The organism is Bacillus sp. ISL-4 (assembly GCF_018613275.1).
GTDB classification, from domain to species: Bacteria; Bacillota; Bacilli; order Bacillales; family DSM-1321; genus Peribacillus; species Peribacillus simplex_E.
This window is the reverse complement of the sequence record NZ_JAGGQN010000043.1, coordinates 54,128-71,755: the sequence shown is the minus strand read 5'-3', so window position 1 is coordinate 71,755 and position 17,628 is coordinate 54,128. Positions and strand designations below refer to the sequence as shown.

Sequence of the window (17,628 nt, the reverse complement as noted above, 5' to 3'; positions counted from 1 at the left end):
ACCGCCACCTTGGCCGCCGCCAGGGCAGGTTAATCCTAGGTATTGTAATCCAACTATATCTGTATGATGAACCTCATTTGGAATGCCACCCTCGAGTATCTGTACCATACCAGTGGCATTATTTATCCCCATTAAAATAAAGGAGTGCTGGGTGTTACCCCAAAAACCTCTGAAACAATGACCTTGTCGGCCTGCGTTTAAATGGCTCTGAATAGTGGCTACTGGAACCAGTGTTTGTACTGGCAGTCTGTCATCATAATAAGGCAAATTAGCATAAGAATTATCGTAATAATATGGAGCAGTATAGTATGGAACATTATAAGAGTAATAACCTTGATTATACATTGAAGAAATCCTCCCTTTGTGTTTACCCTTTCAGGCTATGAACAAAGATGGATAAGTGTCCGGCATGGACAAAGAAGGACAATAAAATAGGCGGCCTATTTTACCTATTTAATACGAACTCACGAGTAAATGCTTATGTAAATAAAACCTTGGCTGCTTGGATGGCAAAGTAAATGCCAATCCCTATAAGGGAAATACCCGAAACGATCGAGATGCCCATTAGAATGGGTTTGGATAAAAAGCGTCTGAAGGTGCTTGCGATGATAGCCATTGCGAAATCCCAGGTTAAGAGGCCGACAAGGATCCCTGAACTGTAAAAAAGTAAATGATCCATATCATATTTTGAAGCGGAGTTTGCGAGAATGGATCCATAAATCCCCAGCCAAAACAAAATGGATAAAGGATTCGAAAGGGACATGATGAATCCTGTCAGGAATGAAGAAAAAAGGGAATCTTTCGCTTTTTGTGCATTCACTTCAATCTTACCTGCACTTAGCAGACTTTCGATTCCGGTATAGGTCAGGACGAAAAATCCAAAAAGCCATAAAAATGTCTTCATGAAGGTGTTGTCCAAAAAGTGGACGACACCGAAAAAGACGAGGGCTATAAAAACAAAATCCGCTAAAATGGCACCCCAGCCAAAAATCCAGGCATGCCAAAAACCCTTCTTGATTCCTTTGTCCAATTGAGCAGCGTTTATGGGACCGATAGGAGCCGCCAGTGACAAACCTAATAATACATAGCTGAAAAAAACACCCAATTCATCACCTCATCGTTTAATACATCTTCGCTTATTTGAGTGTATTCAATCAATTGGACTTGTACCACCTTTTTAGTCCTTTTTGAGTGACATGATGAATCATGGTCCGGTTAGCGCTTACCTAGTCGTGGCAATTGTGAAAAAGGAATATTATTCCTTTATAAAGACGAAAGCGGGAAACCCATTCAACAGAATGGTTTTTAAAGGTCAAAAGGGGTAATTTTGGGAAAAGTGCGACTGAATAAATCCATCAAAGCTATAACATAATAATTTAAGACATCTAAAAAATGATGCAAAACATATTGGTTTCACAAATGTTTACCTTTTATGCAATAAGTTGCTTTTATAATGGATGAGGAGTGTAAGTATGGAAGGTCATGAGAAGCAAAATAAAGATGTAAGCGTGTGGTGTCTGATCAGTATGGCATCGATTCCATTGGTGATGACACTTGGAAATTCAATGCTTATCCCGGTTTTGCCCATTTTCGAAGATAAGGTGGGGATATCTTCATTTCAATCAAGCATGGTAATAACAAGCTATTCCGTTGCATCCATTTTTTTAATTCCCATAGCAGGTTATTTATCAGACCGATTCGGACGGAAGATGGTAATCCTGCCAAGTCTGATCCTAGCACTTATTGGTGGCTTGGTCGCAGGTTATGCTTCATGGAAAATGGAAAATCCCTATACATGGATCATCATCGGGAGGGTATTGCAGGGGATTGGGGCGTCTGGTGCCTCGCCTATCATATTGCCTCTGGTGGGGGATTTATACAAGGATGATGATGAAAAAACGAGTTCTTGTCTGGGTATCATAGAAACCTCGAATACATTTGGGAAAGTGCTTAGTCCAATATTGGGTTCCCTGTTTGCTGCATTTATCTGGTTTTTACCATTCTTCTCGATTTCATTCTTCAGTTTAATTTCTATTGTCTTGGTCTTTTTCTTTATAAAAGTACCAAAGGAAGAGGATGATCCGAAGAAATTCAAAGAATTTTGGCATGATACGAAAAAAATATTCAAGCAGGAAGGAAAATGGTTATATACAGTTTTCCTGATTGGTGTATTTGTCATGTTGGTTTTGTTCGGCGTTCTTTTCTTTTTGTCTGATAATCTGGAAAAAATCCATGATTTGCATGGAGTCAAAAAAGGTTTAGTGATAGCGATCCCGCTATTTTTCCTTTGTGTGTCTTCTTATGTTGCCGGGAAAAAAATCAAGGGTGAATTACCAATCATGAAAAAGATCATCATGATTAGTATGATTGTCCTTTCAATCAGCCTTGTATTTGTCGGTTTTACTAAAAACAAAGTTTTCCTTTTATTACTCGTAACGAGCTTGGTGGGCATAGCAATAGGTGCGTTATTGCCGACACTCGACGCAATCATCACTCAAAATATAAAAAAGGAACAGCGGGGGACGATAACCTCCTTCTACATGTCATCCAGGTTTATCGGAGTTGCGGCAGGCCCTCCGGTCATGTCCCTTGTCATGAAAAATCATCTCAATTTGAGCTATATCATTACAGGGATCATAGGCATAGGCATCGTCTTGATTGTTTTGAAATTCATTAGTTCAGACAAAAAAGAAGCTGCTGCCTAATAGGATTCAATAGAAGTTCCCCGAAAAAGCCGGGCTTTCCCACGGCTTTTTTTGTTTGTATTTTTTTGAGGTTATAGGCGGGGGGGTGTCACATTGCAAGTCATGAACTAGCTCGAAGGAGTGAGGCTTTTGAGTGTACATTTACTGCTGAGTTACTTTTTCTTAGGACTAACCCTTGCAGCACCGATCGGTCCTGTGAATTCCGCTCGTATTGATAAAGGAATCAAGAACAGGTTTTGGCATGCCTGGATCGTTGGGGCAGGGTCGATGATTGCAGATGCCTTGTTCATGATTTAAGTGTATGTGGGTATCCGCTCGTCCAGATCTTTCTATGGCTTTTTGGCGGATTTTTGCTTATTTATTCTGGGGTCGAAAGTGTTTTACGAGTAATACAATACTATTAAATGGATCTGTTTTAGCTAAAACGGCTTCAAGCTATGGGACCTCCCAACTTTTCATTTATAGCGGGATGATTTCTCTAGGTCTTACCTGCTGGGATTTTTTTGTGGCTGCATTAACGAATGGATTTTGCAGGTTTTTAAATGAAAAAAGTTTAATGGCCATTTCGATCATCTCTGGATTATCTTAGATCGGCTTTGGTGTTATTTTGCATATCAAGGCATTTCTGCCATCGTATCATAATGCTTAAGCACATTACATATCACTTCAATTCTTATTCGGGTATTTGATTTATCATTTGGTAAACTTCTTCCTTGCATAATTCATTGTGGCATTATCAACACTATGAATGATGGAAGGGGGGATTGTTATGACTACAAAAGCCAATTGCAGTTCAGCGAAAGGGAAGGCTGCTCAAAATTCCAAAGCATCTGGTGAACAACAAGGCGATATGAAATGGTGGCAGCTATCATTGGTCGGTGTAGGCTGTACGATCGGGACTGGTTATTTCCTCGGTTCGTCCATAGGGATTAAAACGACGGGGCCATCCATTGTTTTTTCATTTGTATTGGCTGCACTAGGCACATACATCGTTTATAATCTGCTTGCTAAGATGACGGCTGCCGATCCCCAAGAAGGCTCTTTTTGTTATTATGCCAATAAAGCATTTGGACGATGGGCTGGCTTTAGCTGTGGCTGGAATTATTGGTCCTCCAATATATTGATCATGGGAAGCCAGCTTACTGCGCTTTCGCTATTATCTCAATTTTGGTTCCCGAAAGTACCGCTGTGGCTATTTGCATCCGGTTTTGCAATTGTTTCGATCGTGGTGGTATTGCTGGGAACAAAAGGGTTCGACAGAGTGGAAAACATACTTGCGATAATTAAGACGGCAGCCATCGTTATGTTTATCATTATTGCAATATGTGCGGTTTTCGGCTGGTTTGGTCTTGATGGAGGGAAACCGCCCTCATTTCCGAATAAGTTCAATGAATTATTTCCAAAAGGGCTAAAAGGGTTTTGGACATCCCTTATCTATGCTTTTTATGCGTTTGGCGGCATCGAGGTCATTGGACTGATGGCGATGCAGCTTAAAAAGAAGGAAGATGCGCCAAAGGCAGGGACGATCATGCTCTTGGTTCTTACCATCATATATGTGGTTTCATTGGGGTTAGCCGTAACCATGATTTCATTAGGAGCATTCAGTGAAAAAGAAAGTCCATTCGTTTCGGCATTGGACAGTTATCACCTGACATTTTTCCCGCACGTTTTTAATGGTGCGATCATCATTGCCGGTTTCTCGACGATGACGGCTTCACTATTTGGTGTTACCAATCTATTGGTAACGCTCTCCGATGATGGGAATGCACCCGCATTATTCATGCAAAAGATCAAGAAATTCAAGGACCTTCCACTGCCCTCACTCGGTCTTGGAGCCTTGGGACTTTTAGGATCAATCATCACTGCCTTGCTCCTGCCAGGCAAGATTTATGAATACATTACAACATCAGCTGGAATATTACTTTTGTATAACTGGGCATTCATCATTCTCTCTTCTTTCAAAATCTTGGAAAATAAGATTTGGAGTAAGATTACGGCCGTCTTCGGACTTCTTTTAATTTTGGCCGCCGTAAGTGGCACCCTGCTTGAAAAAGAGATACGTCCAGGGTTTTTCATCAGCCTTTTATTCATCGTGATCATCGGTCTTGCCGCTGTTTTCATGAAGTTCAAGGTTTGGAATAAGAACAAGGCGATGGCCGCAAAAGCGAGTAAATCAGAACTTGATTGAAAAAGGAACTCGACTATACGAAGTCGAGTTCCTTTTTGTGTGCTTTCGATTTGGCGCTAAACCTCAATGATGATCGGAAGGATCATTGGTTTTTTCTTAGTTTGAGTAAAGAGATATTGCCCAATTTCCTTCTTTATGGTTTGCTTAATGACGTTCCACCGGTATATTTTTTCATTTTGTAAGTCGTTGACCGATTTCGTGACAAGACGGTTCACATGTCTAAGGAGGTCCTCGGAATTTTGAACATAAACAAATCCCCGGGAAATGGTATCGGGTCCTGATACTATTTTTCTTTCCGTCTTGCTTAGTGTTATGACGATCACGAGCATTCCATCTTCGGAAAGCTGCTTACGGTCCCGCAGAACAATTTCTCCAACATCACCAACGCCAACTCCATCAACAAAGGTATTGCCTGCAGCCACCTTTCTCGTTTGACGTGCGACGGAGTTTTCAATATCCACCACATCGCCGTTATTGATAATGAAAGTATGGTCCTTCTCCACCCCGACAGACTCAGCTAGCAATCGATGCTGGTGCAACATCCGATACTCACCGTGAATCGGTATGAAATACTTAGGTTTCATCAGGGTAAGCATGAGCTTCAACTCTTCCTGATAGGCATGTCCGGAAACATGCATGCCCGTTACAGTCCCAGAACCGTAAATGACTTTGGCACCAAGTTGAAACAGGTTGTCGATGATACGTGAAACATCCCGTTCATTTCCGGGTATTGGAGTGGAGGCAAGAATCACTGTATCATCAGGCAATATACTCATATCCCGATAATTCGAACTGGAAAGGCGGGAAAGGGCAGCAAATGGCTCTCCTTGACTTCCTGTACATAAAACCGCGACCCTTTCAGGAGCATAATTATCCACTTCTTGTGGTTGGATAAGCATCCCCTCAGGAACCTGGAGGTAGCCGCGTTCAATGGCAACGGATACGACGTTCACCATGCTTCGTCCAATCAGGGCAAGTTTCCGGTTTGTCTTCTGTGCAGCGTTCACAACTTGTTGAACGCGATTGACATTTGAAGCGAAGGTCGAAAGAATGACTTTCTGTTTTGCCTGCATGAAGGCTTCTTCAATATGGCTGCCAACCAGATGCTCCGAGGGGCTTGAGCCGGGGCGTTCAGCGTTCGTGCTTTCAGATAATAAAACCAGTACACCTTCACTCCCGATTTTGGCCATTTTATGAATATCGGGATACTGATCATTCATGGGAGTCAAGTCAAACTTAAAGTCCCCTGTATGAACGACCGTGCCTTCTGGCGTATGCATGGTGACTCCAAGGCAATCGGGTATACTGTGATTCGTTTTGAAAAAGTCCAGAACCATCTCTCCAAATTCCAACCTTGAATCCGAATCGATCTGGATTAATTCCGTATCAGCCAATAGGTTATGTTCTTTTAACTTCAATTCAATCAAACCAAGTGTTAAACGTGTGGCATAAATGGGTACATTCAATTTTTTCAAGAAATAAGGGATCCCGCCAATATGATCTTCATGCCCATGAGTCACAATTAAAGCACGGATCTTCTCCTTATTCTCCTGAAGAAAGGAAATATCAGGAATGATCAAATCGACTCCTAATAAACTTTCATCAGGAAACTTTGCACCACAGTCAATAATGACGATATCGTTAGAATATTGAACCACGTACATGTTTTTACCGATTTCATTCACTCCGCCCAGAGCCAGTATGGACAAAGCATTCTTTTTCACACTCAAGTAGATAGACCTCCCTTTATGATGATAAGGATAGTGTTTCCTTAGGTCCCTTTTATAAAACCAACTCTTTTCTTAAAAACAGGGCAAATTCAAAAAGCCATAAAAAAACACCTACCGTTTTCGGTAGGTGCGTGTATCTCCAAATCTTCATCGGCTCAAGCAAGAATGGATGCTTTCTTCAAAAGTCTCAATGTTTGCTTGGACCTGTGATGCATATCCAGTCTTCAAAGTGAGCAGCAAACTTTCTACCAAGAATTTTCGCGGTTTGTCGGACTGCATCAGCTCATCTTGGATAAAGTCGATTAATTCAATGGCTCTTGTTCGATTTTCATCGCAAGGCAAAGATTTGTTTATCGCTTTTTTCAATTCAGTGGTGGATTGAAGCAAATCATTATGGCAAGGATCAAGGTTGTTTGTAAAGTTTGGGAACCACGTATCCATTAGTTCCGGATCAATGATCTGTTCCCCGCTTTCAGCCACTTCATTGACTAAGCGGACAATGCGGTTCATGCAATAGCGGATAATTTGTATGTCCGGTGTACCGGCGGGATTGGCCCGATAGCTAAAATGATTCATGTGGGTCATCATCGAATGAAAGATAATGACGCTATCTAAAAGATAGGGTTTTTTGCTTTCCCCGAATATATCGATAAAACGATTATACATCCAGCGTAAGCTCAACAATAGCGTGTTATTGATGAATTGTTTTAATTCTTCATCGTTGGAAACACGGACTTCTTCGATCAGGATAAGCAATTTGCTTTGCTTGTTCACCATCATCTGCAGTTCGAGCTGCTGGGTGAAAATTTCAATATCGGCGGAATCTTGACCAATCAACAGTTTTTCCCGGTCATGGCGAATCTTTGTATAGAAGGAACGGAAAATGGCTATAAATAATTCACCCTTCGAAGGGAAATAATTATAAAATGTACCTTTTGATATACCGCTGCCATCTAAAATGTCCTGGATGGACGTGGCTTGGTAGCCCTTGTCAATAAACAGCTTATGAGCCGTATCGATGACATTCTGCCTTCGATTATTCATCATATCACCTTATTTTCATTATACTGCTTGTATAAATGTAATCGTACTCTATTTTTCATCACAGCACAAACCCTTATTTAAACCAGTAAATTTTTATTGCAAAAAATGAACTGGGGGTATATTATTGATTTTGTGAGTTTGGAATATACCGCTCGTCTAATTAAATGAACCAATAGTTTGAATGGAGGAATAGATAAAAAGTGAGTACTGCACAAACAAATGAAAAAAAGGGTTCGTATGGCATTTTGGCCATACTGATGGTCGGGGCGTTTATAGCGATACTGAATTCAACCCTTTTAAATATTGCACTGCCATCAATCAAAACAGACCTGGGAATCGAGACTTCCACAGTTCAATGGCTGACAACGGGCTATATGCTTATGAACGGAATCATGATTCCGACAACAGCCTTCTTAATAAGAAAATATTCGGTACGTAATCTGTTCCTGACAGCCATGCTCCTATTCTCAATCGGGACGATCGTTGCCGGTGTAGCGCATACTTTCCCGCTATTATTGAGCGCACGTATGGTTCAGGCTGCAGGTTCTGCCATTATGATGCCGTTATTAATGAACGTGCTTTTAACTGCTTTCCCTGTTGAAAAACGGGGCTCGGCAATGGGATTATTCGGTTTAGTCATGATGTTTGCCCCTGCAATCGGGCCGACGCTTTCAGGCTGGATCATCGAACATTATGATTGGAGAATGCTATTCCACTTCATCACTCCGCTTGCTTTACTAGTGCTTATTCTCGGCTTCTTTAAACTTAAAGACAAAAAGGAAAAAGTCGATATTAAAATCGATAAATTATCGGTCATCCTATCTAGCTTGGGCTTTGGCGGCCTGCTTTACGGATTCAGCTCTGCAGGCAGCAAAGGTTGGGATAGCCCTTGGGTATATGGAACATTGATTGTCGGTGCCATTTCCCTGATCCTTTTCATTACACGCCAGCTGAAAATGGAAACGCCAATGCTTGAATTCAAGATCTTCAAACATCCGATGTTCGCCTTATCTGCAACGATTTCAATCGTGTTGAATATGGCCATGTTCTCGGCGATGATCTTAATGCCGATGTATACACAAACGGTCCGTGGCATTTCACCATTCGATTCAGGATTATTGATGCTGCCCGGTGCACTATTGATGGCCTTAATGTCACCGATTACCGGTAAGCTCTTCGATAAATTCGGTGCGCGCATACTTGCTTCAACCGGTTTGCTTATTACTGTGGTGACGACGTATTTCTTCAGTAAATTATCAATGGATACTTCTTATACACATATTGTGATTCTGTATTCCGTCCGTTTATTCGGTTTGTCCATGGCCATGATGCCGATCATGACAAATGGATTGAACTCGCTGCCAGCCCGTATGAACCCGCATGGTACAGCCATGAATAACACGCTGAACCAGATTTCAGGCGCAATCGGTACAGCATTGCTTGTTACGGTCATGTCAAACCATGCCGCTTCTTCCGGTGAGGATTTAATGACCAAAGCAATGAGCAAATTAACAAGCCAGCCCACTGCTGAGATGATGGAACAAATGCAGGCCCAAATCGGGATGCAGGCGATGCTCGATGGAATTAACTTCTCCTTCTTTGTATCCACCTTCATTGCTGCTGTGGCACTGATTCTGACATTATTCATTAAGCGCGCATGGCCGGCTGAAGAAAAACCAGCTATGAAAAAAGATCAAACCGCTTAAATGAAACAATAAAAAAGCCCTATGCCACCTGAATAGTTCAGGCAGCATAGGGCTTTTTCTTTTAAGTTTAGCCGACTTTAATTGTTTACCCGGTGATTTTCACTTGTATATAAAAAAAGCGCAGTGCTATATGCACTGCGCTTTTTTAGATCAAGATGTCACTTCCTCTGAAGTTACTTTTGCATGCTGGATATGACTGGCTATCCAGCCAATGATCGCTGCAGAAACGAGATAGGCAAGTAAGATCCAGATCTGCGTTTGCAAGCTTTCCCAGCCGCCTAATGAGATGACCTCTTGAAGTTCCTTTAATGAGTGGGCCATAGGTAAAAATTGACCGATTTTCGTCAATAATGACATGCCCAGTTCGCCTGGGAATGTTCCGCCGCAGGTCGCCAATTGGAACACGAGAAGGGTCACGGCTGCAAATTTGCCGACCACTCCGAATACGGTCACCAACATAAGAATGAATGTCATGAAGGTAAATGAAACGATGATGCTTGATAGAATGAATACAGGGACACTTGCAACGTGTAAATGGAAACCAAGAAGGACGACTGCATCCACTAGAAGTGCCTGTATCAAGCCGATTACATATACCAGCATTAATTTATTCGTGAAATGAACGGTTCCGGTAACCTTAAGATTCTGCCTGCGGCCAAGCGGGAGAATATTGGAAGCCATGATGCCGCCTACATAAAAGGCCAATGACAGAAAATAAGGAGCAATCCCGGTTCCGTAGTTAGGTACTTCAGATAAATTGGATTGGACCAATTGTACGGGTTCAGAGAACATCGAAGTTGTCGAATCGTCGTACTGAAGACTGGCCGTTTTATCGGCAGCTTCATTAAGCTTGGTGGATAATTTGTTTGAACCCGTTTCCAGTGAAGCCAGTCCGTCTTGAAGTTCCGTCGATCCACTGACTAGCTGGCTGCTTCCGCCGGCTAGCGAATCGATTCCGGCATGTAAAGTGGAGAAACCATTTTTCCATTGAAATAATCCATTCGCCATTTCTTCAGAACCCTCGTTTAATTGCTTGGCACCCGAGGTAGCTTGTGCCATTTTATCACCAAAAGCATTCATCCCGGTTTGAACGGTTTCTTGTCCATCAGCCACTCTGACAGCACCTTCGCCCAATTGCTTTTGACCGGCATGTAAAGTGGTGGCTGCTTCGGATAACCCTTCTGATAGTGCAACGATTTGCTTGAAGTCTTGGTCCTTTATTGCATCAGGATGACTTTTCATATAGGCATCCAATTGTTTTTTTAGAGTATTCGCTGTATCGGCAGCCTGTTCTTGCCCTTGCATCAATTTTGCATTTCCGGCTGACCAGTTCTCAACACCCTTACTTACTTCATTCATTCCATTTTCCAATGAGTCATGTGCATCAGATAGCTGCTTCATGCCAGAATGCAAGTTCCGGGAACCTGATGTTAATCCATTCGCACCATCCGCTAAGGCTTCTTGTCCATCCAAGAGCTTGTTGCTTCCTGTTTGCAGCTTTTGGGCGCCATCATTCAAATCCTGGATGCCATCATTCAATTTCTCACTGCCGCTTTTCGCATCCGCCGTTCCTTGATGAAGCGTTTCTGCTCCATCCCCGGCATCCGCCAAGCCGTTAGAAACGTCCTGGAATTTCGAAAGGATGCCTTCAGAATAGACCTTCGTAATGCTTGCGTTGATTTTTGCCGTCATTTTTTCAACAGCAGTAGAGCTGATCTGTGAGGCAACGAAGTTCTTACCTGGATTGACAGTATACAAAAGTTTAGCCGTTTCCGGTTTTTTATCCATTAAAGTCGTGACATTTTCCGAAAAATCTTCCGGAATCGTGACAACCATATAATAGGTACCTTCCTTAAGACCCGTATTTGCCTCCTTTGCCGTGACAAAGTGAAAATCCAATTCTTTCTGCTTTTTCAATTGTTCAACGAAATCATCTCCAGCCTCGACTGGCTTATCGTCCATTTCCGAACCATTATCGAGATTGACCACTGCTACAGGAAGCTGATCCAACTTCCCATAAGGGTTCCAATATCCTGCCAAGAAGAAACCTGAGTAAATCAATGGAACGACCAAAAGGAAGATCAAGGCGATTCTCCCGTGTTTATGTTTCCACATTGCTTTTATATCTTGAAATACAAGTTGTAAACCTTTCATTATTTGAGCCTGCCCTTTCTAACTAAGAGATTATTTCATCATAATGGCTTTTTTAGATACTGTATAATACATAATTGATTATGTAATAATAGATTTAAATCTATGTGAAAAGAGTGGAAAAATGGAAATATTACAGCTGCAGTACTTTCAAACCGTAGCACGGCTGGAACATATGACGAAGGCTGCGGAACAACTTCAGATTGCTCAGCCATCCCTCAGTAAAACCATATCCCGGCTTGAAGAGGATTTGGGAGTCACGCTGTTCGATAGGGAACACCGGAAAATCAAGCTCAATGCAGCCGGAAGAATTTTCTTGAAACGTGTTGAACGCGCTTTTGCGGAACTGAATGAAGGGAGGCGCGAAATAGTCGAATTAACAGAACAAGACCAAAAGAACATCACCTTGGCCGTCACCATTCCGAGGGTCCTGCCTGATTTATTGGGTACATTTTTATCTCAATACCCGGATGTCCGTTTTCAACAATTCCTAAAATCCATATCATCCATGAAGCAGCTTCTAATAGAAGGAGAAATTGATTATTGCATATCATCCGTTCCGATTGAAGGCCCAGACTTAAAGTGGGAACCGCTGATCACCGAAGAAATATACTTGATCGTGCCTCCCAATCACCGGCTGGCAGGCAGGGAAAGCATTACACTCCAAGAAGTGAAAGATGAACCATTCATCAGCATGAACACAGGCTTCGGGTTCCGCAGCCTCACCGACCAATTTTGCCTCGAAGCGGGATTCGTCCAGCACATCTCATTTGAAGGAGATGAACCTGCTGTCATCTCGGACCTTGTCAGGAAAGGGTTGGGAGTCGCCTTCGTATCCGAATTGACATGGCTCCATCAAACCGGGTCATTATCCCATAAAATCCGGATAACCGAACCTGCTTGTCAAAGAACAATAGGGCTCGGCTGGTCAGAAAAACGCTACTTCACCCCAGTAGCCAAGCAATTTAGGTTATTTGTCATGGATTATTTCGCTGCCGCCAACTCCGCCAGACCAAAGGATGAATAAATGTGGTGAAGGTCGAAATAATCGGATGAAGACAGGAATGAATCGCCGTTAGGACGAATTAATGGGTGAAGGCATAAAAAGTATAATTTAATTATCGTGAACATAGTATTTTAGGAGGTTTTTCTTAAATAGATCGGGTTAAAAATGACCAATTCCGATCCTAGGAGATGAATGGAGATGGAAATACGGGTTAATCAAATTGAGTTGAATGGACACACGTTTCAATACCGGGAGAGCGGTGATGTTTCTGCACCGCCGCTTGTTGTTCTTCACGCGCTGGGTAAAAGTGCAGAGTCATGGGATCAAGTGGCTGCCGCATTAGGAGAAAATTATCGTGTATTAGCTTTAGATCAACGGGGACACGGTGGGAGTGCGAAAACTAATACATACACTTTCGAATTGATGTGCGATGATTTGCTTCAATTTGCGGATGCGCTGAATTTGGAAAGATTTTCGCTAATAGGGCATTCCATGGGGGGAACAGTTTCCTATCTTTTCTCGCAAACTTTTCCTTCGAGGATAGATAGGTTGATTGTCGAAGATACGCCTCCACCTTTCTCGGATGAACCAGTTGAGGTTCCTTCCCAACCTTCTGGCCCTCTGCCGTTTGATTGGCAGGTTGTGCCCTCGATTCTACAGCAGCTTAATGAACCCGATCCCGAATGGTGGGCACGTCTTACCGATATTATGATGCCGACGCTTGTTATAGGGGGCGGGTCGAGCCATATACCCCAAAATAAATTGCAGGAAGTTTCCGAGCTTATTCCGAATTGCGAATTGGTGACGATAGAGGATGCAGGACACTTTGTGCATGAAGATAATTTATCAGCTTTCTTGGCTGCCGTAACAAGTTTTCTTTCTAAAGGGTGAGATAGGAGGGTTGCCGACTGCAGCCCTCTTATTCCTGCTTAAATGTATGGTTTATTTTATAGACGGCATTTATCGATTTATTATTAATGATTTCCAGTAACTGCTCAGCCATATAGTCAGCGCTGTATGTAAAGCCGGTGTTGACCCATTCGATGATCATGCCTAATATCGCATATGCTTGGTAACTGGAGGCAAGTTCTGTATTGATCTTAGGGTTCGGCCGGTAATCTTCTAGGTCTTCCAATGGAAGTTTCTTTAATTCATTACAAATCCTTTCCAGTAATGTAGGCCATGCATTCGACTTTAGGATGAGGGTATAAATGTTTGCATAATTAGCTACATGTTCAAATATTTTGATCACTGAAGCCGTTAGTTCATTGATGGTGAAAGTTTCAACGTTTTTATAAGGTTCCCGGTAAGATATGATCAAATCGGCAATTACATCCTCCATGACCTCTTCAAGCAGTTCCTCTTTGTACTGATAGTGTTTATAAAATGTGCCCCTATTAAGGTCGGCGCGTTCTACAATGTCAGTAATCGATATTTCCCTGAAATCCTTGTGTTGCATTAATGATATGAGAGAATCCTTCAAGGCCAGTTTGGATTTCCTGATCCTCCTATCAATCCCAGTGTTATTATTAGACATTTTCTTCACCCTTTGTTCGTTATTGTCCTTTTAATGAACATAATGAACACTTTCTGTTCATTGTTCAACATCGAGGTCATCATTTGCTGATTGTATAAGCCTATTGAAACTAATTATACTATAAAGGAAGTTAGTTAATGAACATCTGTACAATAAGTATCACTTCACTAGAATGAATGGGGGAGTTCAAATGAAATTACAAGACAAAGTTGCAGTAGTGACAGGCGCAGCATCTGGCATGGGGAAACAAATTGCTATAGATTATGCTAGAGAAGGGGCTAAAGTCGTCGTATCGGATTTAAATCTTGATGGTGCGAACGAGACGGTAGAAGAAATAAAAGCGAATGGCGGAATGGCCTTTGCCATTAAAACGAACGTAGCGGTGGAGGAAGATATTCAACATTTGATTGATACCACGGTCAGTACGTATGGTACGGTGGATATTTTGGTGAATAACGCGGGCATCATGGATGGCATGGAACCTGCTGGAGACATTGAAGATTCTAGATGGGATCGGATTTTTGCCATTAACACGACAAGCGTCATGCGTTCGACTAGAAAGGTATTGCCGATCTTTTTAGAAAAACAAAAAGGGGTCATCATCAATATTGCTTCAGCTGGCGGTTTGTACGGTGCTCGAGCAGGCGCAGCATACACTGCCTCTAAGCACGCAGTGGTCGGGTTCACAAAAAACACGGGCTTCATGTATGCCAATAAAGGAATTCGCTGCAATGCAATAGCACCAGGCGGAGTTGAAACTAATATCGGTTCCAGCATGACGAATATCAATGAGTTCGGCATCTCTCGCCAACAATTGGGTATGGCCATCAATCCACGCAATGGCAAACCTGAGGAAATCGCTAAAGTGGCTTTGTTCCTTGCTTCTGACGATTCCAGTTTTGTTAATGGTACTGTCATCACGGCAGATGCTGGTTGGAGTGCATATTAAGCAGTAAATTAAAAAGAGGATGGTCAGAACTTGGGACTGATACATGCATTCCTGCTAGTAAGCAGGGATGCATTTTTTTTGAGTGGAGCTTTGGATGGGGATTTTGGTCAGCCAACAATTTGCAAGAGGAAGGTTTCGCCTTCATCGGGGAACATTTTCATTTCAATCGAAAGTGGATAAGCGGGGGCTGGATAGTTAAACTACTATCCAGTTGGTTTTAAAAAAATTATGCTATCAATTGGATTTAAAAGATAAGTTGAACTCTGAAATCTTGGAAGCAAAATAGGTTCCCTGAAAAATCCACTTTCCCTATGAAATTAGATCATTGAGTGATCCATTAGTTCGCTGCGATTACTTCCATCTTCCACACAAACGATATATTAATTTGCGTGAGAATATTGAAGGACTTTCTGACGGACGTAATCAAGGTGCTTGTACATTTGACTGAATGCTTCATGTGGATCATGCGCTGCAAGTGCAGCATAGATGGCTTTATGATACTTTACAGTCAGTTCCCGTTCCCTGAATTGTATCAGGCTATTTATTTTATTATGGGTAATCAATAAGGAATCAATCATGCCTTCAATAATGGGATTGTTCGCACTTAAAGCAATGATCTTGTGGAATTCTTTATCGGCCTCTCCATAATCGTTGTCTTCACTATTGGCAATCGTGTCAATCGTAACTTGCAGTTTCTCCAGCTGTTCGTCTGTGATTTTCTCGGCAGCCATTGTTACCAGTCCCAACTCCAATGCCATTCGTGCTTCGATGATCGCTGGTAAATTATTCGTAGCCAGCGCCAGCATGACAGAGAATGGATGTGTACCGATTTTATCGTTAAAAAAGGTTCCTTCACGTGTTTTCCGTGTAATGACTCCTAGTGTATCAAGTGCACTGAGTGCCTCCCGTAAAACAGGTCGGCTTACTTCAAGTTCTTTCATAAGTTCCATTTCAGGAGGCAGTTTGTCGCCCGCTTTCATTTGTCCGGTGACGAGCAGATGCACGATTTGATCCACGACTTGTTGTGAAAGAGTGTTGCGATGTACCGATTGTACGCCTAATTTCTTTGACGATTCTTCCATTGTGTAACCCCTTTTCTGTTAAACCCAATATGTATTTATACTGTAAGACTAATTATATAATATAATACACTTATTTGCATGTGAGGAAGAGAAGCTCTATACCCCAAAAAAAGTAAAATGCGCCGCTCTAAAGAGAGAGACGCACGCATTGTTGGAAAAAATCATCTGACAAGGCAAGGTGATTTTGGATTGAACTCCCATCCGGAAATCAGGTATTGCATCGCCATTGAATCATCACGGGCACCAAGTCCTTTTTGTTTATAAAGCTGATGTGCCTTCTCGATTTGTTCCATATCCACTTCAATTCCAAGTCCGGGCTTGGAAGGGACATCGACCATTCCGCCGACAATTTTAAAAGGTTCTTTCGTCAAACGCTGCCCATCCTGCCAAATCCAGTGGGTATCGATCGCAGTGACTTTTCCTGGTGCGGCTGCAGCAACGTGTGTAAACATGGCAAGCGAAATGTCGAAGTGATTATTCGAGTGTGATCCCCATGTCAATCCCCAGTCGTTGCACATTTGAGCGACACGGACGGAGCCTTGCATCGTCCAAAAATGCGGATCGGCAAGAGGGATGTCCACGGATTGTAGTTGAATTGAGTGCCCCATTTGCCTCCAGTCCGTTGCAATCATATTAGTAGCGGTAGGAAGGCCCGTTGCGCGCCTGAATTCCGTCATGATTTCCCGGGCGGAAAAACCATTTTCCGCTCCGCATGGATCTTCCGCATAGGCTAAAACATGATGTTGATCCCGGCAAAGTTCAATCGCATCCTTAAGCAGCCAGCCGCCATTTGGGTCAAGGGTAATCCTGGCTTCAGGGAAGCGTTCCGCAAGTGCCGTCACCGCTTCGATTTCTTCTTCCCCGCGCAAAACTCCGCCTTTCAGTTTAAAATCATTGAATCCATAGCGAGAGTGGGCGGCTTCTGCCAAGCGGACAATCGATTCAGGTGTGAGCGCTTCCTCATGACGGAGGCGAATCCAGTCATCTGCCGCTTCAGGCTCGCTTAAATAACCAAGATCCGTTTTATTGCGGTCACCTATATAAAATAAGTAGCCCAGCATTTCCACCTTATCACGCTGCTGTCCTTCGCCGAGAAGGGCTGCAACTGGAACACCTAAATATTGGCCGACTAAATCTAGAAGTGCCGCTTCCAATGCTGTCACGGCATGGATGGCTATACGGAGATCGAACGTCTGAAGGCCGCGGCCTCCCGCATCCCGGTCCGCAAACTGCTTACGGATGGTATTCAGAATGTTGTTGTATGTCCCAATGGACTGGCCGACAACCAATTGTTTGGCATCTTCGAGTGTTTGGCGAATTTTTTCGCCTCCAGGAACTTCACCTACACCAGTATTACCCGCATTATCTTTCAGAATGACAATGTTCCGGGTGAAATAAGGAGCATGGGCACCGCTCAAGTTCAGCAGCATGCCGTCATGGCCTGCAACTGGAATAACGCTCATTTCTGAAATTACCGGTGTGCCGATTTTTACATGATCCTTTAGCATTTGATTGTTCATAATTTTTCCC

Annotated in this window: 15 protein-coding genes and 1 pseudogene; 8 read left to right on the top strand and 8 right to left on the bottom strand. The window is 42.7% G+C overall.

Features of this window, described 5'->3' with window-relative positions; all coding sequences use genetic code 11:
- A partial coding sequence (locus J7J00_RS22980; RefSeq protein WP_214794892.1) for a hypothetical protein occupies nt 1-345 on the bottom strand: 345 nt, incomplete at its 3' end.
- 133 nt (nt 346-478) lie between these two features.
- Complete coding sequence (locus J7J00_RS22975) at nt 479-1,105, bottom strand: LysE family transporter (RefSeq protein ID WP_214794890.1); 627 nt, start codon at nt 1,103-1,105, stop codon at nt 479-481.
- A gap of 367 nt (nt 1,106-1,472) precedes the next feature.
- Here J7J00_RS22975 and J7J00_RS22970 point away from each other — a divergent pair, with 367 nt between their 5' ends.
- From J7J00_RS22970 to J7J00_RS22960, 3 genes and pseudogenes are all read left to right on the top strand, one after another.
- Nucleotides 1,473-2,705 carry an MFS transporter gene (locus tag J7J00_RS22970; RefSeq protein ID WP_286201527.1) on the top strand — a complete coding sequence of 411 codons (1,233 nt, stop codon included), beginning with the start codon at nt 1,473-1,475 and terminating at the stop codon, nt 2,703-2,705.
- A 129-nt stretch (nt 2,706-2,834) separates the two neighbouring features.
- A pseudogene (locus tag J7J00_RS22965) lies at nt 2,835-3,294 on the top strand (LysE family transporter).
- A 180-nt stretch (nt 3,295-3,474) separates the two neighbouring features.
- Nucleotides 3,475-4,893 carry an amino acid permease gene (locus tag J7J00_RS22960; RefSeq protein ID WP_214794888.1) on the top strand — a complete coding sequence of 473 codons (1,419 nt, stop codon included), beginning with the start codon at nt 3,475-3,477 and terminating at the stop codon, nt 4,891-4,893.
- Nucleotides 4,894-4,949: 56 nt separating this feature from the next.
- On the opposite strand, the gene J7J00_RS22955 is transcribed toward J7J00_RS22960, so the two are convergent.
- Nucleotides 4,950-6,623: a ribonuclease J gene (locus J7J00_RS22955; RefSeq protein WP_214794886.1), complete on the bottom strand. Its 1,674-nt coding sequence runs from the start codon at nt 6,621-6,623 to the stop codon at nt 4,950-4,952.
- A gap of 147 nt (nt 6,624-6,770) precedes the next feature.
- Nucleotides 6,771-7,667, bottom strand: a complete 897-nt coding sequence (locus J7J00_RS22950) for a TetR/AcrR family transcriptional regulator (RefSeq protein ID WP_214794884.1) — start codon at nt 7,665-7,667, stop codon at nt 6,771-6,773.
- A 257-nt stretch (nt 7,668-7,924) separates the two neighbouring features.
- Here J7J00_RS22950 and J7J00_RS22945 point away from each other — a divergent pair, with 257 nt between their 5' ends.
- A complete protein-coding gene (locus J7J00_RS22945; protein WP_214794950.1) occupies nt 7,925-9,373 on the top strand; it encodes a DHA2 family efflux MFS transporter permease subunit in 1,449 nt (482 codons plus the stop codon).
- A 150-nt stretch (nt 9,374-9,523) separates the two neighbouring features.
- Here J7J00_RS22945 and J7J00_RS22940 read toward each other — a convergent pair whose 3' ends face one another.
- The gene (locus J7J00_RS22940; RefSeq protein ID WP_214794882.1) at nt 9,524-11,527 is read right to left on the bottom strand and encodes a YhgE/Pip family protein; all 2,004 of its coding nucleotides are present in this window, start codon (nt 11,525-11,527) and stop codon (nt 9,524-9,526) included.
- Between the two features lie 121 nt (nt 11,528-11,648).
- Here J7J00_RS22940 and J7J00_RS22935 point away from each other — a divergent pair, with 121 nt between their 5' ends.
- Together J7J00_RS22935 and J7J00_RS22930 are read left to right on the top strand one after the other, a co-directional pair.
- Entirely contained in the window at nt 11,649-12,551 is a 903-nt protein-coding gene (locus J7J00_RS22935) for a LysR family transcriptional regulator (protein ID WP_214794880.1), read from the top strand.
- A 177-nt stretch (nt 12,552-12,728) separates the two neighbouring features.
- A complete protein-coding gene (locus J7J00_RS22930; protein WP_214794878.1) occupies nt 12,729-13,421 on the top strand; it encodes an alpha/beta fold hydrolase in 693 nt (230 codons plus the stop codon).
- A 28-nt stretch (nt 13,422-13,449) separates the two neighbouring features.
- Here the strand turns inward: J7J00_RS22930 and J7J00_RS22925 are convergent, their stop codons facing one another.
- Entirely contained in the window at nt 13,450-14,067 is a 618-nt protein-coding gene (locus J7J00_RS22925) for a TetR/AcrR family transcriptional regulator (RefSeq protein ID WP_214794875.1), read from the bottom strand.
- A 190-nt stretch (nt 14,068-14,257) separates the two neighbouring features.
- On the opposite strand from J7J00_RS22925, the gene J7J00_RS22920 reads away from it, so the two are divergent.
- Complete coding sequence (locus J7J00_RS22920) at nt 14,258-15,016, top strand: SDR family oxidoreductase (RefSeq protein ID WP_214794873.1); 759 nt, start codon at nt 14,258-14,260, stop codon at nt 15,014-15,016.
- A complete protein-coding gene (locus J7J00_RS22915; protein ID WP_214794872.1) occupies nt 15,001-15,237 on the top strand; it encodes a hypothetical protein in 237 nt (78 codons plus the stop codon). Before J7J00_RS22920 ends, J7J00_RS22915 begins: the two co-directional genes overlap by 16 nt.
- Before the next feature lie 159 nt (nt 15,238-15,396).
- Here J7J00_RS22915 and J7J00_RS22910 read toward each other — a convergent pair whose 3' ends face one another.
- Nucleotides 15,397-16,098, bottom strand: coding sequence for a FadR/GntR family transcriptional regulator (locus tag J7J00_RS22910; protein ID WP_061464596.1), 702 nt, complete (start codon nt 16,096-16,098; stop codon nt 15,397-15,399).
- A gap of 161 nt (nt 16,099-16,259) precedes the next feature.
- Nucleotides 16,260-17,618 (bottom strand): glucarate dehydratase, encoded by a 1,359-nt coding sequence (gene gudD, locus J7J00_RS22905; protein ID WP_214794870.1) that lies wholly within the window; start codon nt 17,616-17,618, stop codon nt 16,260-16,262.
- Between the last annotated feature and the right edge of the window lie 10 nt (nt 17,619-17,628).